General features: G+C 59.6%; 20 protein-coding genes. 11 read left to right on the top strand and 9 right to left on the bottom strand.

The features are described 5' to 3' along the window. Window positions 1-92: 92 nt before the first annotated feature. A complete protein-coding gene (locus IEX36_RS05790) occupies window positions 93-761 on the bottom strand; it encodes a DUF6629 family protein (protein ID WP_188758321.1) in 669 nt (222 codons plus the stop codon). 94 nt (window positions 762-855) lie between these two features. On the opposite strand from IEX36_RS05790, the gene IEX36_RS05795 reads away from it, so the two are divergent. The 3 genes from IEX36_RS05795 to tpiA all read left to right on the top strand — a co-directional run bounded on the left by IEX36_RS05795 (window position 856) and on the right by tpiA (window position 3376). Continuing rightward, window positions 856-1227, top strand: a complete 372-nt coding sequence (locus IEX36_RS05795; protein ID WP_188758322.1) for a RidA family protein — start codon at window positions 856-858, stop codon at window positions 1225-1227. 88 nt (window positions 1228-1315) lie between these two features. Further along, window positions 1316-2530: a phosphoglycerate kinase gene (locus tag IEX36_RS05800; protein ID WP_188758323.1), complete on the top strand. Its 1215-nt coding sequence runs from the start codon at window positions 1316-1318 to the stop codon at window positions 2528-2530. Between the two features lie 87 nt (window positions 2531-2617). Then, a complete protein-coding gene (tpiA, locus tag IEX36_RS05805) occupies window positions 2618-3376 on the top strand; it encodes a triose-phosphate isomerase (RefSeq protein ID WP_188758324.1) in 759 nt (252 codons plus the stop codon). 78 nt (window positions 3377-3454) lie between these two features. On the opposite strand, the gene IEX36_RS05810 is transcribed toward tpiA, so the two are convergent. After that, on the bottom strand, window positions 3455-3742 hold the full coding sequence (locus IEX36_RS05810) for a hypothetical protein (RefSeq protein WP_188758325.1): 288 nt from the start codon (window positions 3740-3742) through the stop codon (window positions 3455-3457). A gap of 238 nt (window positions 3743-3980) precedes the next feature. Here IEX36_RS05810 and IEX36_RS05815 point away from each other — a divergent pair, with 238 nt between their 5' ends. Further along, window positions 3981-4928 (top strand): VWA domain-containing protein, encoded by a 948-nt coding sequence (locus IEX36_RS05815; RefSeq protein WP_229668741.1) that lies wholly within the window; start codon window positions 3981-3983, stop codon window positions 4926-4928. 3 nt (window positions 4929-4931) lie between these two features. Here the strand turns inward: IEX36_RS05815 and lepB are convergent, their stop codons facing one another. Continuing rightward, a complete protein-coding gene (gene lepB, locus IEX36_RS05820) occupies window positions 4932-5432 on the bottom strand; it encodes a signal peptidase I (protein ID WP_188758327.1) in 501 nt (166 codons plus the stop codon). A gap of 71 nt (window positions 5433-5503) precedes the next feature. Next, window positions 5504-6529 (bottom strand): serine hydrolase, encoded by a 1026-nt coding sequence (locus tag IEX36_RS05825; protein ID WP_188758328.1) that lies wholly within the window; start codon window positions 6527-6529, stop codon window positions 5504-5506. Between the two features lie 237 nt (window positions 6530-6766). Between IEX36_RS05825 and murQ the strand changes: the two genes are divergently transcribed. After that, window positions 6767-7735, top strand: coding sequence for an N-acetylmuramic acid 6-phosphate etherase (murQ, locus tag IEX36_RS05830; RefSeq protein ID WP_188758329.1), 969 nt, complete (start codon window positions 6767-6769; stop codon window positions 7733-7735). Between the two features lie 6 nt (window positions 7736-7741). On the opposite strand, the gene IEX36_RS05835 is transcribed toward murQ, so the two are convergent. Beyond that, on the bottom strand, window positions 7742-8323 hold the full coding sequence (locus tag IEX36_RS05835) for a hypothetical protein (protein WP_188758330.1): 582 nt from the start codon (window positions 8321-8323) through the stop codon (window positions 7742-7744). Window positions 8324-8381: 58 nt separating this feature from the next. Next, window positions 8382-10460 (bottom strand): glycosyl hydrolase 115 family protein, encoded by a 2079-nt coding sequence (locus tag IEX36_RS05840; RefSeq protein ID WP_188758331.1) that lies wholly within the window; start codon window positions 10458-10460, stop codon window positions 8382-8384. 399 nt (window positions 10461-10859) lie between these two features. Between IEX36_RS05840 and IEX36_RS05845 the strand changes: the two genes are divergently transcribed. From IEX36_RS05845 to murA, 3 genes are all read left to right on the top strand, one after another. Continuing rightward, window positions 10860-11309 (top strand): hypothetical protein, encoded by a 450-nt coding sequence (locus IEX36_RS05845; RefSeq protein ID WP_188758332.1) that lies wholly within the window; start codon window positions 10860-10862, stop codon window positions 11307-11309. Between the two features lie 59 nt (window positions 11310-11368). Continuing rightward, window positions 11369-11734 (top strand): VOC family protein, encoded by a 366-nt coding sequence (locus tag IEX36_RS05850; protein ID WP_188758333.1) that lies wholly within the window; start codon window positions 11369-11371, stop codon window positions 11732-11734. A 76-nt stretch (window positions 11735-11810) separates the two neighbouring features. Then, on the top strand, window positions 11811-13106 hold the full coding sequence (murA, locus tag IEX36_RS05855; RefSeq protein ID WP_188758334.1) for a UDP-N-acetylglucosamine 1-carboxyvinyltransferase: 1296 nt from the start codon (window positions 11811-11813) through the stop codon (window positions 13104-13106). Between the two features lie 18 nt (window positions 13107-13124). On the opposite strand, the gene IEX36_RS05860 is transcribed toward murA, so the two are convergent. Then, the gene (locus IEX36_RS05860) at window positions 13125-13607 is read right to left on the bottom strand and encodes a GNAT family N-acetyltransferase (protein ID WP_229668742.1); all 483 of its coding nucleotides are present in this window, start codon (window positions 13605-13607) and stop codon (window positions 13125-13127) included. Between the two features lie 84 nt (window positions 13608-13691). Between IEX36_RS05860 and IEX36_RS05865 the strand changes: the two genes are divergently transcribed. The 3 genes from IEX36_RS05865 (at window position 13692) to IEX36_RS05875 (ending at window position 18406) form a co-directional block, all read left to right on the top strand. Further along, window positions 13692-14765: a LacI family DNA-binding transcriptional regulator gene (locus tag IEX36_RS05865; RefSeq protein WP_188758336.1), complete on the top strand. Its 1074-nt coding sequence runs from the start codon at window positions 13692-13694 to the stop codon at window positions 14763-14765. Between the two features lie 173 nt (window positions 14766-14938). Then, window positions 14939-16123 (top strand): MFS transporter, encoded by a 1185-nt coding sequence (locus IEX36_RS05870; protein ID WP_188758337.1) that lies wholly within the window; start codon window positions 14939-14941, stop codon window positions 16121-16123. A gap of 204 nt (window positions 16124-16327) precedes the next feature. Further along, window positions 16328-18406, top strand: a complete 2079-nt coding sequence (locus IEX36_RS05875) for a beta-galactosidase (RefSeq protein WP_188758338.1) — start codon at window positions 16328-16330, stop codon at window positions 18404-18406. A 662-nt stretch (window positions 18407-19068) separates the two neighbouring features. On the opposite strand, the gene IEX36_RS05880 is transcribed toward IEX36_RS05875, so the two are convergent. Further along, window positions 19069-19692, bottom strand: a complete 624-nt coding sequence (locus IEX36_RS05880; protein WP_188758339.1) for a PEP-CTERM sorting domain-containing protein — start codon at window positions 19690-19692, stop codon at window positions 19069-19071. Window positions 19693-20249: 557 nt separating this feature from the next. After that, window positions 20250-20861 carry a PEP-CTERM sorting domain-containing protein gene (locus IEX36_RS05885; RefSeq protein WP_229668743.1) on the bottom strand — a complete coding sequence of 204 codons (612 nt, stop codon included), beginning with the start codon at window positions 20859-20861 and terminating at the stop codon, window positions 20250-20252. Between the last annotated feature and the right edge of the window lie 334 nt (window positions 20862-21195).

The raw sequence follows: 21195 nt of genomic DNA on the forward strand, positions 1-21195 counted from the left end.
CTTCCTCATTTAAGATTCTCTGCCCTAACAAAGCTTGGTCCAGCCGGGTAGGCTTCCTCGCTCAATGCCGAAGCATAGAGCCCTTCACCGACTCATCCCCAAATTGCTTCTGCATACTTGAACGGCCTTGTAAGCTGGCTCTTCCAGAAGTAGACCAGGATAATCACGCTCGCCGCTGCCGCATACGCACACCACACTGAAGTGAATGCATACCGCTTCACCGCCATTACCACCAACAGAATTGTCAGATTCGCCGCGCCAAAAATCACCATATCCCGCACCTTCGAGAAGAACAACGAACCGCACGTGGCAATCACATACAACACCCCAAGCACTGTATTGTTCGTTCCATCATTGATGTAAACGATGCTGTTGCCTCTCACGAAAATGTGAAGCGGATACGCGATCAGTGCCCAGAGCATATAAAGTGTCGTTGCCGTTCCGATTGCAAGAAACGGCAGCATTCGCTTACGGCTCTTCGCGTTAGGCTCAAACAGCAGCACAGCCAACGGAATCACAAACGGCAAGAGCCCCTGCGCATACAGCACAAATGCCGCGCCCATGTTGTGCGTCACGGCAGGTGAAAGAATCCCATCCAGCCCAAGCCACACAAATCCCTCCATAAACTGATGTACAGCAAACAACGTAGGCAGCGACGCGAATAGCAGTTCGCGCTTGTGCTTCACCTTAGTCAAGGTGACGACCCCCACCGCACCAAGCACCCCGCTCCCCACAAAGTTTGCTGTCGCTGAAAAGCACATCCGCACACCCCCAGAAGTAAGCAGATGATACCTGACTTGCTGGCGCGAACTTCCACGAATATTCGCTACGCACTGCAGCCTTTACAATCAACCCATGACCCGCACCAACATCCCAGGCACCTCTCCCTACGAGCCGATCATCGGTTTCTCTCGCGCCGTCCGTATCGGCAACCACGTCCACGTCTCGGGCTCCGGTCCGGTCGGCGCCGACGACGCCTCACCCGCCGAGCAGACCCGCGTCTCCATCGCCATTATCCAGGCCGCGCTCGAAAAGGCCGGCGCCCGCATCGAGCACGTCTACCGCACCCGCATCTTCCTCGCCAGCGCCCAAAACTGGGAAGAGATTGGCCGCGCCCACGGCGAAGTCTTCGGCGCCATCCGCCCCGCCTGCACCATGGTCGTGGCTCCGCTGCTCAGCCCCAAATGGCACGTCGAGATCGAGGCCGACGCCTACATCCCCGAATAGTTTCCGTTGCGGCAACGCACCACGAAATCTGTCAAACCACGCCCAGACCCGCTATCATGGCTCTATAAAACAAATCCAAGGAATCAGAATGCCGAAGCTGTCTATTCGTGATCTCGACCTCACCGACAAGCGCGTGCTCATCCGCGTCGACTTCAACGTGCCGCTCACCAAAGACGGCCTGACCATCACCGACGACACCCGCATCCGCGAGACCATCCCGACCATCGAGTACGCCCTGCGCCGCAAGGCGAAGGTCATCCTCTGTTCGCACCTCGGCCGCCCCAAGGGCAAGCCCGTGCCGACCATGAGCCTCCGCCCCATCGTCGATCGCCTGCGCAAGCTGCTCGATCACGTCATGGGCGAAGACGAAAACGTGGCCTTCTCGCCCAACTGCGTCGGCGAAATCGCCACCGAGATGGCCGCCAACCTCGAGTCCGGCCAGCCGCTGCTGCTCGAAAACCTCCGCTTCCACCCCGAAGAAGAGGCAAACGACCCGGCCTTCGCCAAAAAACTCGCCTCGCTCTGCGACATCTACATCAACGACGCCTTCGGCAGCGCCCACCGCGCCCACGCCTCCACCGAAGGCATCACGCACTTTGTCAAGGTCTCGGCCGCTGGCCTGCTCATGGAAAAAGAGCTGAACTATCTCGGCAAGGCGCTCAGCGAGCCCGATAAGCCCTTCGTCGCCATCATCGGCGGCGCCAAAGTCTCCGACAAGATCCAGGTCATCGACAACCTGCTCGACATCGCCGACGCCATCATCATCGGCGGCGGCATGGCCTACACCTTCCTGAACGCGCAGGGCCAGACCACCGGCAAGTCGCTCGTCGAACTCGACAAGATCGACATTGCCAAAGCCGCACTCGAAAAGGCGAAGGCCAAAGGCGTGCGCTTCCTGCTGCCCATCGACCACGTTCTCGCCGACAAGTTCGCGCACGACGCGAAGACGCAGCTTCACGAAGGCGAAGGCCCGTTCCACGCCGAGATGATGGCGCTCGACATCGGCCCCAAGTCCATCAAGCTCTTTGAAGAAGAAATCTCCGAGGCCCGCACCGTCATCTGGAACGGCCCCATGGGCGTCTTCGAGATGCCGGCCTTCGCCAAGGGCACCCACGCCATCGCCCACTGTGTCGCACGCAACGGCGACGCCATCACGATCATCGGCGGTGGAGACTCAGTCGCAGCGATCAAGCAGTCCGGAGTCTCCGATCGCATCACGCACATCTCCACCGGCGGCGGAGCCTCGCTCGAATACCTCGAAGGCAAAATCCTCCCGGGCGTAGCTGCACTCACAGATAAATAGCAATAAGCACTGGTCATTCTGAGCGAAGCGAAGAACCCCCGCATTTCGCTCGAATCGCCACGAACGAACAAAGGAATCGAAAACACAATGCGCAAAAAACTATTCGCCGCTAACTGGAAGATGTTCAAGACCCCTGCGGAGGCAACGGCCTTTACCGAAGCCTTCTTCCCTCTCGTCGCCGGTCACAAGAGCGCCGAGATCGTCCTCTGCCCCTCGATGACCTCGCTCGGCACCGTCATCGCCGCCGCGAAGGGCACACACGTCCACGTCGGAGCCCAGACCATGGACTACCACGACAACGGCGCCTACACCGGCGAGACTTCGCCCGTGATGCTCAAAGCCATCGCAGCCACGCACGTCATCCTCGGCCACTCCGAGCGCCGCCAGTATTTCAACGAGACCGACACCACCGTCAACCTGAAGCTCAAGGCAGCCCTCGCCCACGGCCTCGTCCCCATCGTCTGCGTCGGCGAGCACCGCGAAGAGCGCGAGTCGGGCAAGACCAACGAAGTCCTCGAACTCCAGATCAGAATCGCGCTCGAAGGCATCGACCGCGCAGCCGCAAAGCCGCTCGTCATCGCGTATGAGCCCGTCTGGGCCATCGGCACCGGCCTCACCGCCACGCCCGAGATGGCAGCCGACGCGCACAAGTTCATCCGCGCCGAAGTCGCCAAGGCCCTCGGCTCCGAACTCGCCGCCAGCACCCGCATCCTCTACGGCGGCTCCGTCAAGCCCGACAACGCCGCAGCCTTGTGCGCGCTCGAAGACATCGACGGCGCACTCGTCGGCGGAGCCAGCCTCGATCCCAAATCCTTCAACGACATCATCCAAAACGGCTGCGCCTAGCCTCCGGCCAAAAACACAAAGGCCCTTGCAGACACCAGCCTGCAAGGGCCATTTCCTTTGCCGATAGACTTCGCTAAGCTACTTATGGTTCCGGTTCGCGTCCGTCGCCGCCGCTCTCAATTCACGGTTTGCCTGGTCAAGCAGGTCTTTGGCCTTGGCAGCATGACCATCCATATCCCACTCATTGGCCTGCTGAGCAGCCGTGATCTTCTGATACGCCTGTTCCGTTAACCGCTGCGCCGCCGCAATATTCGGATGCCGACGACCGCTCACATTCTCCTCAGGACGCTGCTGCGCAATCATTACTCCACTGGCAATTAGGGTCGCACCTGCAATTCCGCTTAGCACAATTCGATTGAGTTTCATCAATGATCTCCTTGAATTTGGTTCTGGAATGACGATCCTTCGTCACGGGCGTGACCAGCCGATTCTACACAGCGCCTATACCTGGAGAAAGAATGTCAACCACCGGGGTACAAACCCGGTTATTGTCAAGAAGTCGCACGGTTGTCGTCGATCATACGTAGCCACGAGTAGCCAGCTTCATCTGCATCGAACCACGCAGCTCGCAACTCCGTATCATGGGAAGCACCCAGGAGCCGCCGTGCGCACAATCTTCTCGCGCCTGCTTCTAGCAGCCGCATCGTTCGCAATCCTCTGCCCCGCACTTCACGCGCAGAACTTCCCCACCATCCACGTCGACACCCGCCTCATCGACACCACCTTCAGCGTCCGCGACACCAACGGCCAACTCGTCCACGGCCTCACCCAAAACGACTTCACCATCACCGAAGACGGCGTCCCCCAGACCATCCGCTTCTTCTTCCGCGACACCGATCTCCCCCTGAGCATCGGCCTCGTCATCGACTCAAGCGGCAGCCAGGACAAGTTCGTCAAGGCCCACGAGAAAGACATCGAAGCCTTCCTCCATCAGATCCTCGAGCCCAACGACCAGGCCTTCGCCATCTGCTTCGGCAACTATCTCCGCATGGTCAGCGACTCCACCTCATCGCCCGAGAAGATCACCTCCGGCATCCACCGCTTCAACAAAGGCGAGCGCAACTTTCCACAAATCGGCCCGAAGGAAGACCGCGACCTCGGCACCGCGCTCTACGACGCCGTCTTCTACTCTGTAACCGAAAAGTTCAGCAACATCCACCAGCGGCGCAAAGTCATCGTCGTCTTCAGCGACGGCGAGGAGAACTCCAGCGAACACGACCTGCTCGACGCCATCGAAGCCGCGCAGAACAATGACGTGCTCATCTACGCCATCCGCTACACCGAACTCACTCACGGCCAGATGAACGCCCGTGACCGCTACGGCGTCCGCGCGCTCAACCACCTCACCGAACAAACCGGAGGCCACGCCTTCGATGCGCAGAGCAATCTCAGCCAGGCCTTCGCCCAGATAGCCGACGACTTGCGCTCACTCTACGAGATCGCCTATCAATCCACCAACCACGAGCGTGACGGCACCTACCGCAAGGTAGTCATCCACACGACGCAGCCCGGACTCATTGTCCGCGCCCGTACCGGCTACTATGCTCGATAAAAACTAATGCACCACCCCAGCCTGGTCCATCGGCCAATAGACAAACGCAGCCTTGCCGTAGATCAGGTCCTGTTCCACCGGGCCAAAGTCGCGGCTATCGCTCGAGATCGAGCGATGGTCGCCCATCACAAAATACTCATGCGGAGGAATCACTTCCTCAGGCAGCGAGCGATCGTCTTCAAACCGCAACGGCACATACTTCTCCGCCAATTTCTTGCCGTTGACATACACCTGCCCATGATCGATCCGCAGATCATCACCCGGCAACGCAATCACGCGCTTGATGTAGCTCTTCGAGTGGTCCTCCGGATACAAAAACACCACCACGTCGCCGCGATGGATATTCCCCACCTCATACGCCATCTTGTTAATAAACAGCCTGTCCTGGTCCCTCAACTGAGGCAGCATGCTCGTGCCTTCCACCCGCACCGGCTGGTACAGAAACACAATGATGAACGCCGACACCGCCACGGAAATCACCAGGTCCCGCACCCAAGAACGCATTCCGTTGCGTGTTACCTCCGGCCCATCTTGCCTCGCAGCCTGTTCGTCCACGATATTTCCCAGTCCTCCATCTACTTAGACGCTGCCTGCGAGCCTTCGGCTACAGGAGCAAGCCCCAACCCGGGCACCAGCGTCTTGCCATCGATCCCCGTTGGCGACCACCGCTCCACAATCGCCTTCGCCAGTTTGGCAATCGTTACCTCACCTTCATTATCCACCGACCAGCCGTGGTCCTGATTGTCGTAGGTAAAAATCGACAAAATCATCGGCCCAGACTTACCCGCCACAATCGCCACATCGTTCCGCACCGCATTCAGGCTGCCCGTCTTGCTGGCAATTCCCGAACCCTCCTCGGTCGAATCCAGCGTCTCCAGATAGCGCGGAATCGTGTCGCGATAAAACTGGTTCCGCAGCATATGCAGTGCGACGCTGCAAATCGCTGCATCCCCCGGCAACGCAGGCTCACCCGGCCCAGCAAGCTCGCAGCGGCCAATTCGCTCCATCACCTTCGCCATCTCCCGCGGAGTCGTCTTACCCAGTCCAAACTTCGGGTAGTCAGCCGGCAGCGGCTCCGTCGCCGGCTTCATGATCTTTTTGTACAAATGCGTGTCCTTCAACCCCATCCATGCAATACGCTGATTCACCGCATCGATGCCAAAGCGATCAATCATCAGGTTCGTCGCCGTGTTGTCGCTCATAATCACCATCAGGGTCAGCGCGTCCTTCAGCGTCAGCGTCATCGGCGCATCCATAAACATCAACACACCCGACCCCGTCACCGCATCGCCCGGCTTCAACACAATCGGCTCGTCCCACCTGGCCTTGCCCGCTCGCACCTCTTCCATCGCCTCAAACAGAATCGTCAGCTTAATCACCGAAGCCGTCTGCACCGGCCGGTCCGCATCGAGCCCCACCGTCTTGCCCGTATTCAACTGCTCGGCAAACATCGCCACCTTGCCATGGTGCTGCGCAGCGATCGCAGCCACCTGCGTCTGCAATGCCTCATCCGTGCCCGTCACCTGCTGCGCCCAAAGACCCCCGCTCGCCAGCACAACCGCAAGCGCGCCCATCACCACACCGGGATAACTCTTTTTCATACGCGGCATCTTACAGGGAGTAGGCAAGTTGCAGCCATGCTTTTGTTCTGGCCAACCGCGCAGCGCGATTCAGTGCCTTACCACAGCACACCCAGTTCGGCCATGAAAAAATGCCCTTTTGCGTGCACTCCAAACCATCGAATGACAAGCTTTAATATCGCTTCCCGGCGCAGATAGGACTAGAATCGTCTTAGCGGCGGAACACGGCCGCATAAAAAGACGCAAAGCAGAACTTTTATGGCCACCATTACCATGCTCGAACCGTCGCCCATCACTAAGAATGAAAACCGAGGCCCGGCGGACCTGATTAATCTCACCACCGAGACCGTCAACGCAGCCTCGGAGGGCCTGGACACCAAGTCCGCACTCGAGATTGCCCGCATCATCAGCCACGAAGACGCCAAAGTCGCCGCAGCCGTCAAAAAGGCCCTGCCCGAGATCGCCGTCGTCATCGATACCGTCGCCCGCGCCCTCCGCGACGGAGGCCGCCTCATCTACGTCGGCGCAGGCTCCTCGGGCCGCATCGCCGCACTCGACGCCTCCGAGTGCCCACCCACCTACTCCACCCAGCCCGCTCAGGTGCAGTACATCATGGCTGGAGGACCCAAAGCTCTCGCCTCCGCATCCGACGTCAACGAAGACTCACCCGAGATCGGCCAGCGTGACATCGCCCGCCGCCGTCCCACGCGCAAAGATATCGTCATCGGCGTCTCAGCCAGCGGCCGCACGCCCTACGTCGTCGGCGCAGTCGAATACGCGCGCGCCCGCGGCGCCAAAACCGCAGCCGTCACCTGCAACTACAACACCGCTCTCGCCGAAGTCTCCGACACCACCATCGTCGCTGAGGTCGGCCCCGAGGTCATCTCCGGCTCTACGCGCATGAAGTCTGCCTCCGCGCAGAAGATGATCCTCAACATGATCACCACCGGCGCCATGACCCGCCTGGGCTATGTGTACGACAACCTCATGGTCAACGTGCACATGAAGAACTCCAAGCTGGTCGAGCGCGGCATCCGCGTCCTGATGAAGGTCTGCAACATCGACCGCGAGACCGCCATCCGCACCATCAAAGCCGCGGGCAAATCCATCCCCATCGCCGTGGTCATGCTCAAAGCCAACGTCGACAAGATGGAAGCCGTCCGCCGCCTCTCCAAATCCGACGGCAACGTCCGCCTCGCCATCGAAGATTCGCGCCTCGAACTGTAGGGTTATTCAATTGGATGGCCCTTCCAGATCACCTACGTCCTTTGCAAATGGCTCTGCCCACCCGGGCAGAGTTTTGCTTTTGCCGCGATGCCATTCATCCAGCAGCTCCCCGCTCATGACGTCTCGGAGTTCGCATGTTGGATTAAGGTTGCTATGTACGGTATCCGCGTAATACTCCACCTCATTCCCATCCTCAAGAAACGCCCATCTCCACAACGGCAACCCGGTTTTGGGCACGATACGACGCAGTATCGTGCCATCTCTGTAGAGAACCAGCACAAGCGGGATCGGGTAGGAAGTGCAGCAATTCGGAAACTCAGCGAGCCATCCAACGGTACGGCCATCCTTTGCGATAACCGGCTCCCGTACCGAAACCTGCATGTCCATCTTGTCTGATAGTTGAATCGGGCTCACCTCACGCGGCGCAACAAACTCCGTGCCATCGCTGCGCAGGATGTGTATCAACCCATCCTTACCAATGCGTGCGCTCGTGACCGCTCTCACCTGAGCCGTGACATGGCTTGGACAAAGACAGACGACCAATCCAATCACAACCGCAAACCGCGTGAAGTGGTTCGTCGTCCCCATAGGCTTCACAATGCGGCAGCATACCACGCTCGATGACCAATCCTGTGTCGCAACTGCCTCACTTCACATCCGCCGACCGGTCTCCCTCATAGTGCATGATGTGGTAGTACGCGTCCCACTCGCTTGAGAAAACCGGCGCAGGCAGATGCACCTGCGGATCGTCCAAATACCTGCCGAACGCATCCGACACCTGCTGGGTGAAGTACACGCCCGTCAGTCCATCTCCCCTGTACCAGTTCTTCCACTTGCCATACTCGGCCTTCGCCTGCGCCTCGCGAACCACAGCCAATGCGCTCTCGGCCGCGGCCTGGTCCTTCTTCGCCGCAGCCATGTCGCCCTTGCTCGCGTCTTCAATCGCCCGCGACACCTCCACCAGCATCCGGTTGCTCTCGCGATTGATCTGAATCATCGTCAGCACCGCGCCCTGATAAAATTCGCGACGCGAAGGCTCAACCAAAGTCTCCGCAGCCAGAGCCTTCTGCCACACCGCATCCCATCTCGGCTGCGCGTCGCCACACTGCTGAATCTCGCGAGCTGTCTCTGTCTTCAACCACTCCGCCGCAGTCGCCCCATGCGGCCCGAAGCCAGCGGCCCGCGGCACCTCCCACTTCGGTGCCTGCCCGGCAATGCTGTAGAGCGGAAAGTCGATCATGTAGGCCAGCATCATCCGCCGCGCCTCGGTGTGGTAAAGATTGTCTCCATACTCCAGCGGCGGCGTACCATACTGCGCCGGGGCCTGAAAGTAGTTCTTGTACATCGCAGCCACAGCCGGAGCAGCCTTCGCGCCAAACTCCTCCGCAGCCCACGTGCGCCGATACGCATCGGCGTCCGCCTCACCCTTCATCGCTTCGCCGCGCCACGCAATGTCCATCACCGCCCGCGTCGTCATCGTCACCGGACGAATGTCGCTCGTGTTCACCAGAAAATATCCCGTCGCCCCGCCCTTGATGTACCGCCCCATCTCCGAGTAAATCCGCTCCGGCGGCACCATCTCGCTCAACTGGTTCGCCCGCCCATTCATCATCGCCACGTGATAGTAAGCACCCTGCCCCGCCGCCACCTGCCCACCATCGAGCATGTAGCCGTACCCCGCATCGGCCCACACCAGCGTCACCTCTGGCGGCACCTTCAAATATCCCTCATGCATCAGCCGCGCGCCCTCCTGCCACAGGTCCGTCACAAACTGCGCATTCGGATGCGCCGCGCGCACAATTCCCATCTGGTCCGCAATCGCCTTGCTGATCAGCCGTCCCAACGCCGCATCATTCCCCCTCACGCTCGGATCCATCGACGCATAGCTCACATCCGACAACCCCCTCAGCCCCACCGACCACAGAATCTCCTGATGCGGGTCATACTCCGCCACCGCATTCTTCCACGCCCGCTCCAGAATCTCCGGATGCGTCGAGTAGTTATACGGAACATCCTTCGGCCACCGCGCCACATTCAACCCCAGCGGAATCGCATGATGCTGATTCAGAATCAGCCCACGCTCACCCGCCAGCTTTACCTGCGGGTCATCGGGAAAGATCCACGTCCCCGGCACCACCATATTGCCCTTCAGCCGCAGAATCGTCTCATACACCTTGTTCCACACCGCCAGAGAGATGCCCGTCTTGTCCTTCTTCTCGCCCGGAGCCCACCCCGTTAGCAAATCCTCATCGTTCAAAAAGAACCCGCGATACTTGAACACCGGCGCAGGAAACACCTCGTCAAGCGAAGCCGAAACCTCCACACGCGCCCTCCGCGCAGGTTCATGATCGGTCCAGTAATACATCGGGTCCACACCCAGAAACTCCTGCGAAAACTGATACACCGCATAGATCGTCCCGCGCATGTCCGCGCCCGAAAGCACGATCGCCCGCCGCTCACGCCCGCCCAGCTCCGCCTGCTTCACCGCAATCGAGAACGACTCCGCACCGCTCAATCCCGCAGGCTGCAAATCCGCAGGCAGCTTCTCCCTCTCGCCCACCACCAGCGTCACCGGCCCGGCATCTTCCGCGCGCTCCACAATCTTCGGCTTCGCACCCATGACCTTGCCAAAGTCCGCAACCACATCCTCAACCGCTAGCCGCACCGCCCCAGGCTCATCAGCACCAAGCAAAACCGTCACCGAAGGCCCCACTTCAATCTGCATCGCTTTCGTCTGCGCAGCAAAAACCGTTTCACACCCAAACGCAACGACCAATATCACCGCACAAAAAAACACAAAGCCCTGCTGCCGTTCCCTCACAAAGCACCTCTGTAGGTTTAAATTCGCAAAGCCAAAATAGCACAGGAAGTTCAAACTTGTGCATATTTTTTACGGCACTCCAACTAAATCGATACAACCAACGAATGCTTGACTCACTTCAATAAACAACAAGAATCTGGCACAGAAAAAGACCAAGCTCTCGCAGATCTCGACAATATTTTTATCAAACAAATAAACATCCTGGCATCCAGCAACCGAACAGCCTCGCCCTTCCACCGCAACATTCATCCTGCAACGTGTTAACTCCTGCAGCGGCAACCGGGGCCGCACAAAGGAGATTCCATGAACCGCACCCTTCTCGCCGCAACACTTGCACTCGCGCTCACCGGTACCTTCGCCATCGCGCAGGACGCAACACCCGCACCCGATTCCCAGGCACAGGCACAACCCCAGCCGCAGGCCCATCGCCGCGCACCCAACCCGCACCGTCAGGCCATGCGTCTCAGCCGTCAGTTGAACCTCACCTCCGACCAGACCTCGAAAGTCGAGTCCGCCTTCACCAGCCGCGACCAGCAGATCGCCCAAATCCAGTCCGACACCACCATCTCGCCGCTCGTCGCCCAGGAGAAGATCCGCGAGGTCCGCAAACAAACCCAGCAGCAGCTCTCCACCATCCTCACGCCCGACCAGCTCCAGCAGATGCGCCAGATGCACCGCCGCAAACCCGCGCCATCCGACGAGCCGCCCGCATCTGGCGCCGAAGCTCCGACAACTCCCCCGTCCACAAACTAACCCACACATTCTGGCGAGAGGTATGCTGAAGCAACCAGCATTCTCTCGCCGGAGCGCACATGCCCACCTTCAACAACGGCAAGATCTGCTACATCGAAATCCCCACCACCGACATCGCCCGTTCCGCCGCCTTCTATCAGCGCGCCTTCGGCTGGAACCTCCGCACACGCAACGACGGCAGCACTGCATTCGATGACGGCGTCGGCGAAGTCAGCGGCACCTTCACCCTCAAGCGTCCGCCCTCCCCCGCACCGGGCCTGCTCATCTACATCATGGTCGACAGCGTCCCCGACACCATCACCCGCATCCTCGCCAACGGCGGCGAAATCACTCAACCCGTCGGCGGCGACCCCGGCGAGATCACCGCCCACTTCCGCGACCCCGGCGGAAACGTCCTCGGCATCTACGGCGGCCCGGAGAAGTAACCCGGCTAAATAGCCCGAGCCGGAACGAACCATAGCCGCTACCCATTTCCACGCCCGCACCTCGTAATATCAACCCATGGACAAGTTTGTTGTACGCGGCGGCAACCCGCTTCTCGGCACCATCAAAGTCTCCGGAGCCAAAAACTCCGCCCTCCCCTGCATGGCCGCCGCCATCCTCACCGAAGACGAGGTCATCCTCGAAAACATCCCCCAGGTCCGCGACATCGAGACCGAGCGCAAGCTGCTCACCAGCATGGGCGCCGAAGTCGAGCTCGGCTACGGCCGCGCCCAGCACCGCACGCACATCAAGTGCGCCGTCCTCTCCGACCCTGTCGCCAAATACGAGATCGTCAAAACCATGCGCGCCAGCTCGCTCGTGCTCGGCCCGCTCATCGCGCGCACCGGCATCGCTCGCGTCGCCATGCCCGGAGGCTGCGCTATCGGCGGACGCCCCATCGACCTGCACATCAAGGGCCTCGAAGCGATGGGCGCCACCATCACCCAGGAGCACGGCTACCTCGAAGCCCGCAGCCCTAACAACGGTGAAGCCCGCCTGAAAGGCGCACGCATCCTCTTCGACAAAATCACCGTCACCGGCACCGAAGACCTCCTCATGGCCGCCACGCTCGCCGAAGGTGAATCCATCTTCGAGAACTGCGCCCGCGAACCTGAAGTCACCGACCTCGCCGCGCTACTCAACGCCATGGGCGCAAAAATCGAGGGCGCAGGCACCAGCACCATCCGCATCCAGGGCGTCAGCAAGCTCCACGGCGCGCGTCACCGCATCAACCCCGACCGCATCGAGGCCGGCACCTTCCTCATCGCCGGGGCCATCACCGGCGGCGACCTCAACGTCGACTCCTGCGAACCCGCTCACCTCGGCGCGCTCATCCACAAGCTCGAGCAATGCGGCGTCCGCATCGATGTTGGCAAAGACCACATCCGCGTCCGCAGCGGTGGCGATCTCAAAGCCGCCGACGTCTCCACTGAGGAGTACCCCGGATTCCCCACCGACATGCAGGCACAGTACATGGCGCTCGCCACGCAAGCCGAAGGCACCAGTATCATCACCGAAAACATCTTCGAGAACCGCTTCATGCACGTGCAGGAGCTGGCCCGCATGGGAGCGAACATCACCATCAACGGCCGCACTGCAACCGTGCGTGGCAAGAGCCCACTCCAATCAGCAGCAGTGATGTGCTCCGATCTCCGCGCATCGGCGTCACTCGTCCTCGCCGCGCTCGTAGCCGACGGCGAAACCATCCTCGACCGCGTCTACCACCTCGACCGCGGCTACGAGCACTTCGAAGAAAAGCTCCGCGGCGTAGGCGCACAAATCCGCCGCATGGGCGACGTCTTCGGCAAAAAGTAGTTCACCCTCGCAAGAAGCTCATTGGCTCACACTGAGCTTCTTGCGATACACAAACGCATCCAGCCCCACATCCCCATAGAACCGTTCTTCCCTACCCACCCGCTCATACCCCAGCTGCTCGTAGAACCTCACCGCTCCATCGTTCCCGGTGAACACATGCAGGTCCATCCACTGCGCGCCCCGAGCCAACATCCTCTGCTCCATCTCCCCAATCAGTCTTGCCCCAAGCCCACCGCGCCTGTACTGCGGCAACACATCCAGAGTGACCAGATACCCTCTTCGAACACCATCCCTCTGCCCTAGGTGAGCAATCACAAACCCAGCCATCTCTTTTTCAGCCGTCTCCGCTACTACAGCCTCGGCATTACGGGCCTCTGCAAACGCACTCATCGACACCTGATCGAACCGGAAGTCGGCTGCAAAACACAGGTCGTCCACCCTGGTCATCTCCTCCAGGTCGTCTTCCCTGTAGTCCCGCAGAGAAATCATTTCCGCCCCCATCGCCAACCTCGCTCCAATTCCCGTATCCTCTCCAAAAGGTGTACAACTGTTGCAATATATCCGCGGACGAAACAACGGGGAACGATGACTGGAAAGAAAAAGAACCTGCCCGAAGCCGGCAAGCCGATAACGCTCAAAATTCTCGCCGAGTACCTTGACCTCTCCCCAGCAACCGTCTCCATCGTACTCAACAACTCTCCCGTGGCGAAGTCCATATCGCAGGCCACGCGTCAGCGCGTCATCGCCGCCGCAAAAAAGCTCGACTACCGGCCCAACCTGCACGCGCGCATGTTGCGCACGCGGCTCACCAACACCGTCGGCATCATCGTGCCCGAGGTCAGCGAAGGCTACTTCACCAAGGTCATGCTCGGCGTCGAGCAGCATCTGCTCCAGGAAGGCTTCCTCTACTTCACCGTCAGCCATCTCGGCCGTCCCGACCTGATGGAGGAGTATCCCAAGCTGCTCACCAACCGTGCCGTTGACGGCTTCCTCGCCATCAACACCGAGCTCAATCACAAGACCTCCCTGCCCGTCGTCGGCATCTCGTCGCACAGTAAGCTTCCCGGCGTCACCAACGTCGTACTCGACCACAACCGTGCCGCCCGCATCGCGCTCCGTCATCTCTACGATCTCGGCCATCGCCGCATCGCCTTCATGAAGGGCACTCACTTCGTCTCCGACTCTGAAGTCCGCTGGCAGGCCATCGTCTCGATCGCGCGCGAGCTAGGCATCACCGTGCGCCCCGAACTCTGCATCCACCTTGAGAAAAACTCCTGGTCGCCCGACCTCGGCTATCCGCCCGTGCGCGAGCTGCTCAGCCGCACCCACGACTTCACCGCGATCTTCAGCTTCAACGACACCGCCGCCATCGGCGCCATCCGCGCCATCGAAGACGCCGGCCTCAACTGCCCGCGCGACATCTCCGTCATCGGCTTCGACGACATCATCGTCTCCGAGTACTTGAACCCGCGCCTCACCACGGTCCGCCAACCGCTCTACAACATGGGTTCTACCGCCGCGCAGCTCCTCGTCAAACGCATCCAGTCGCCCGAAGCTCCTTACCAGGAAGAGGTCAGCTTCGAGCCCGAGCTTATCGTCCGCGAATCTACAGCAGGCGTCCACGACCACCTGTCTGCGAAGTCACGCCGCCCACGCTAGGCTGCATCGACTGCTTATGCGCTAAATCACCGTCGTCGAAGCGGTCATTCTGAGCGCAGCGGGGTCCCCGGCCAGCTTGCTGGCTGGGGTGGAAGCGAAGAACCTCTGTATTTCTTCTAGTGGAAGCTCGGATGTTCGGGCTAAACTGCAACAGCCCGAGGCCGGTACCACCCATGCACCCCGCGTCAGACGTACAACCCAACTCCCGCGCGGAAGCCTTCCGCGCGCTCGCGCCGGTCTTCTTCTACTTCGCCATCGGCGGAGTCGCCACGGTCATGCTCGGGCCGCTGCTGCCCGCGCTCATCGGCCGCTATCAAATCCAGGACGCGCAGGCTGGCACACTCTTCACCTTCAGCTTCGCCGGTCAGCTCTGCGGAGCGTGGATCGCCGTCCGCAATCTCCGCGCCAGCGTCCTCTACGGCGCACTGCTTTCAGTCGCCGGATGCCTCGCTATGGCATGGGCGCCCTTCGACCTCGCCCACTTCGCGCTCTTCGTCAACGGTCTCGGTCTCGGCCTCGGCCTAACCGCGGGCAATGTCATCGCGGGCACCTACGTCACCGAAGGCCGCGCTCGCCTGCTCGCCCTGCTCAACACCTGTTGGAGCATCGGCGCCATCCTCTGCCCCGTCCTCGTCCGCGCCTGTGGCCCCTCACACATCAACATCTTCTTCTACGTCCTCTCCGCCATCTTCCTCATCTCTGCTGCCGCGTCCGTCACCATCCCCCGCGCATCCGCCCGCGAGCGGCAACAACCGCAAACGAAGTCGCGCCTTCCGCTCTCGCCATCCATGATCTTCTTCTTCTCCTGCGCGCTGCTTCTCTACGTCGGCATTGAAAACGCGCTAGGAGGCTGGCTGCCTACCTACGCAGTCCGCGTCGACCCCACAGCCCACGCAGCCGACATCTCCTTCTGCTTCTGGCTCGCCGAGATGGCCGGTCGCTTCCTCATGTCCACGCCCCTCAACTTCCTCAGCGAAAAGAATCTCTACAAAGCCGCCGCCACGCTTCTCATCGCAGCACAAGCCCTCTTCATCGCCATCCCCCATCTCCCCGGAAGCCGCATCGAACTGCTGACCATCGCCACCGGACTCGCCATCGCCCCTATCTATCCGCTCATCCTCTCCTTCCTCCTCAGCCGCACCGGCAAGCACCCACACCTCGGTCCGCTCTTCGCCAGCGCATCCCTCGGCGGAGCCACCTTCCCATGGTTCACCGGCATCGTCTCCACGCACTTCCACGATCTCCGCACCGGCCTCATCGTTCCCACCATCGGAACCTTCCTGATTCTCCTGCTGGCAACCGTTATTGCGCAGCAATCAAAACCCAGGCTTAAGCAAGCCGTTGCCAAATCATCCTGACCGCAGCAGCGCGAACGCCTCGCACTTCCCCATTCCCTCTCGTACAACAAAACAGTTACTATGGGTGCGCCGTAAAAACGTTTTCATAGCCCATTTTTGTAATGCCCTGCAAACGCAGGTGCAATACAAACCCTGAATCGCACCTTGCCGCATTCGCCCGTGTCACCGTTTACATCCATCAAGCCGCAGCAAATCGGAGACCGCATGATCGTTTCGCCCCGCAAACTCCTTCCGCTCCTCCTCGCCTTACTCGTCACCAGCCTCATTCCCGCCTCCCGCGCGCAAGAGCAACAGCCTAACGAGCACCCTGCTCTCTATCTCGGTGCCGCCTGGTATCCCGAGCAATGGCCCGAGTCCCGCTGGGACGCCGACCTCACCCTGATGGAGCAGGCCCACATCCGCTTCGTCCGCGTCGGCGAGTTCGCCTGGTCCACCATGGAGCCAACCGAGGGCAACTATCAGTGGGAGTGGCTCGATCGCGCCATCGCCGACGCCGCCCGCCACCACATCTACGTCGTGCTCGGCACACCCACCGCAGCGCCCCCTGCGTGGCTCACCACGAAGTACCCCGAGACCCTCCGCATCATGGAAGACGGCCGCCGCGACCAGCACGGCAACCGCCAGCAGTTTGACTGGGCCAATCCCAAATACCGCGAACTAGCCCGCGATATCGCCGAGCGCATGGCCAAACGCTACGGCCACAATCCCAACGTCATCGGCTGGCAGATCGACAACGAGTACGCCGCCGAGTCCTACGGCCCCGAAGACCAGAAGCAGTTCGACGAGTGGTGCCACGAGCACTACAAGACGCTCGACAATCTCAACACCCGCTGGACCACCGCCTACTGGTCGCAGACCTACACCGACTGGTCGCAGATCCCCATCGAAGAGCGTTACGGCAACCCCGGCCTGCTCCTGAGCTGGAAGCGCTTCGTCTCCGACACCTGGCGCAGCTACCAGAAGAACCAGCTTGACGTCATCCGCGCCAACTCCGACCCGCGCCAGTTCATCACCACCAACATGATGGGCTGGTTCGACGGCTACGACCACTACACCGTCTCGCAGGACCTCTCGCTCGCCTCATGGGACGACTACGTCGGCGAAGGCCATCTCGACCCGTACAAGAACGGCGCAGCCGACGACCTCACCCGCGGCTTCCTCCGCAAAAACTTCTGGGTCATGGAGACGCAGCCGGGCTTCGTCAACTGGGCGCCCGTCAACACCCCGCTCGACAAAGGCGAAGTCCGCGCCATGGCCTGGCACAACATCGGCCACGGCGCCGACGCCGTCGAGTACTGGCAGTGGCGCTCCGCGCTCAATGGCCAGGAAGAGCTCCACGGCACGCTCGTCGGCGCAGACGGCACACCCGTCCCTGTCTACTCCGAAGCCCAGCAACTCGGCGCAGAGTTCGCCAAAGCCGGCCCAGTCCTCGCCGGAACCAGCGTCCACTCCGAAGTCGCCATCCTCCACTCCTACGACTCGCGCTGGGCCATCAACTGGCAGCGCCACAACAAGAACTTCGATCCCGTCACGCAGATCGTCAGCTACTACAAGCCACTCCGCGAGGTCGCACAGTCCGTCGACATCGTGCAGCCAACCGTTGACCTCAGCCAATACAAGCTCGTCGTCGCGCCCGGCCTCGAAGTCATCACCGAAGCCGCCGCGAAAAACCTCATCGCCTACGTCCAGAACGGAGGTCACCTCGTCCTCGGCCAGCGCACCGGCATGAAGAACGACGACAACGGCCTCTGGCCCCAGCGCGAACCCGGTCCCCTCGCCGAACTCCTCGGCGGCCGCGTCGATCAGTTCTACGCCATCGACGACAAACCAGGCGACACCGTCCCCGTCACCGGCACATGGGGCGACACCACGGCCAAGATCTGGGCCGAGCAGCTCAGCGTCTCCTCACCAGACACCAAAGTCCTCATGCGCTACGGCAAATCCAACGGCTGGCTCGACGGCCAGCCCGCAGCCATCACCCGCCAGGTCGGCAAAGGCAGCATCACTTACATCGGCGCATGGATGGACGATGCCGCGATGCTGAACGCAGCCAAATGGATGGTCGAAACCAGCGGCGTCACCCCAGCCTTCGGCCCCGTCCCCGACGGCGTCGACGTCTACCCGCGCGAAGGCGAAGGCAAGAAGGTCTTCATCCTCGTCAACTTCAACAAGGACCCGCAAACCGTCACGCTGCCCTCAACCATGCACGCTGTCCTCAGCGGCAAGGACGAGAGCTCCATCACACTTGACCAATACGGCGTAGCCGTTCTCGAAGCAAAGTAAGAACGCATCACAAAAAGCAAGAAGGCCAGGCTCGAAAGCCTGGCCTCTTTTATTCCGGAGAAACAATCTTAGTGCAACGTAACAAACTGGTCGCGAAGGGTGATGCATGCAATCACCACCAAAGCAGCCATTGCAGGTGTGAAGAAAAGATACATGGAAAATCTCCTAGCTCAAAAAATGTACAGCAGTGAAGCACCTCCAAATATGCCTGTAAACAGCCAACAAAACATCACCCGCACAGGTAGGTCACGAGGTATACGAATGGGCCACGCTCCACCGAACCAACCTCAGTGCTCACGCTCGATCAGCACAATCAACATGCAAAAATTTGCATAGCATCGAGCAGTCTCGAAGCTATCTTCTCTCCAGACACAGCAAAGCCAGGCGCTCAGGCCTGGCTTCGCACATCAAGATAGAGAACTATTCAGACAGATGGTTACGACAGCGCCATCTAGCTCAACGTCGCAAACTGATCGCGTAGCGTGATGCACGCAATCACTACCAGAGCAGCCATCGCAGGTGTAAAGAACAGGTACATGGGGAAATCCTCCTAGCAAAAAAATGCACATCAGTGGAGCAAATCCACTATGCCCGCAGCCAGGCCAAATAGGAATCACCTGCAAGGCTACGGGCATCGAGTTAGTTATTACTCCTCTGCGTTCTTATCCGCGGCTCATCTTGCGTCGAATCAACTCAGTCAGCCCAATCAGTCCCGAACCAAACAGCATCAGGCTCGAAGGCTCTGGCACCGACGTGTCGCCCACAAAGTTCTGCGGGGGATAATCCTCATATTGCTGGGTAATCGTCCCGCCGTTATAGATGTAGAACGTCGTATCCGACAGCATTGCGTTGCTCCCGGTATTGCCCACATTGCCCAACGCAAAGCTGTAGGCAGCCGAAACCAACGCATCCGACCCAGGATTGTTGTTGCTGGAGTTCGATGGATCGAATATCTGCCACAGTGCATGTTGTACCGTTGCAGCATCCGATCCCACCAGCTGGCTGTAGATGTACGCCTCTTCCTCATACTGGAAGCCCGTTGTATTCAGCGCGCTTCCCGCAAAGGTCGCCCCATTCACCACATTCACGCTCCAGCTCTCGCCGGTCTGAATGAAGTTCTGGTCATTCATGCAGAAGAGCTGCAGTGACTGCGTTCCATTCAGCGTCAGGTTGTAGGGCCCAATCTCTCCATTGGGCGCGTTGTTGAACGTTAGCATGTCCCCCTTGGCCAACACAGGTGCCGTGGCAAGACACACCACTAACAGAAACATCGATATCCGCTTCATATTTCCTCTTCACGCCCACATGGCAGGCGTTGGCTAAGCAGGACAGCAATGCCATAAGAGGTTCTTACTCACTCATCTCTACGGCACACGTCCGCGCCCTCGCGAAGGACGCAGCAACCCCAATGCGACAGATCGCATATCCCGCATGGAACTATGGTTTCAGCCACTTGTCTAAGGAGACTCAGCAGATCAAGACAGGCGTGACTCGTTACTCGCTGTAGCTGCTGCTACCCGTACGAAGTAAATCGTCGAGCCATTTCTTCGTCGAGCCATCCAGAGAAATTTGCCCGTTTTCCCTGAAGATCAGAAGGGATTATGACACCAAACCTTCCACTTCGAACGCAACAGAGACTCCATTATGCAAACACGCAAAAGCTTGCATAAAACCTTTGCTGGCCGAGACACATTCATCCTGCAGAAAACATGACCATTACAACGGCACACTCACGTCGCGCACAAAATCCCCACGCAAAAGAAAATGCGCGGATGAGAAACTCACCCGCGCAGCCAGTTATCAAGCTAGTTAATTCAAGCTCGTTAGTTATCGACTTTGATTTTTATGCGCGACCCATCTTGCGACGAACCACTTCGGCCAGACCCATCAGGCCCGAACCAAGCAGCATCAGGCTTGAAGGCTCCGGAACTGGTGAAGGATCACCTACGAAGTTCTGAGGCGGCGAGCACTGGTACTGATTCGTAATATCCCCGCCGTTCCAGATGTAGAACGTCGCTTCCGACAAAATCGCGTTGTTGCCCGTGTCACCAACAAGGCCCAGAGCAAAGTTGTAGGCGGACCAGATCAGCGTGTTCGAAGCAGAGTGCGAAGGATCGAAGATGTGCCACAACGCGTTCTGCACCGTCGAAGCATTCGTCCCGTTGTAGACGCTGTAGATGTAAGCCTCTTCTTCATACTCGAAGCCAGTCGTATTCTTCTTGCTGCCTGCAAACGACTGCCCGTTCACCACATTCACGCCCCAGCTCTCGCCAGTCTGAATATAGTTCTGGTCATTCATGCAGAACAGTTGCACGGACTGTGTTCCATCCAGCGTCAGGTTGTAGGGCCCGGTGCTTCCGGTGGGCGCATTGTCGAACGTAAGCGTGTCGGCCTTAGCCAACACAGGAGTCATTGCAAGGCAAAGCACTGCAAAAAGTGATGCAATTCGCTTCATGATCATTCTCCGCGCCCGAACATGCGGGCGTATGGTTATGTCGGACTGCTGTGTCGTAAGAGATTGACTGATCTACGTTCACGATCGAAACTCCCTTCGACACACGTCCACTCTCTGCGCGGAATCGACCATGATGCACGCCGGTCACTTCTCGCGTAGAACGACTAAGGTTTCAGCCACTTGTCTTGAGGGGACCCAACGGATGAGACAGTGTGACTAGTTACTTCGTATAGCTTCTGCTGCATGTACTAAATGCAATCACCCGGCCATTTCTTCCGTTCTTCACAAACACCTGAAATTCGCTAAATTCCAAAGGAAAATGCATATCGCAACC

Origin of the sequence: Edaphobacter acidisoli, assembly GCF_014642855.1 — a bacterium.
GTDB lineage: Bacteria > Acidobacteriota > Terriglobia > Terriglobales > Acidobacteriaceae > Edaphobacter > Edaphobacter acidisoli.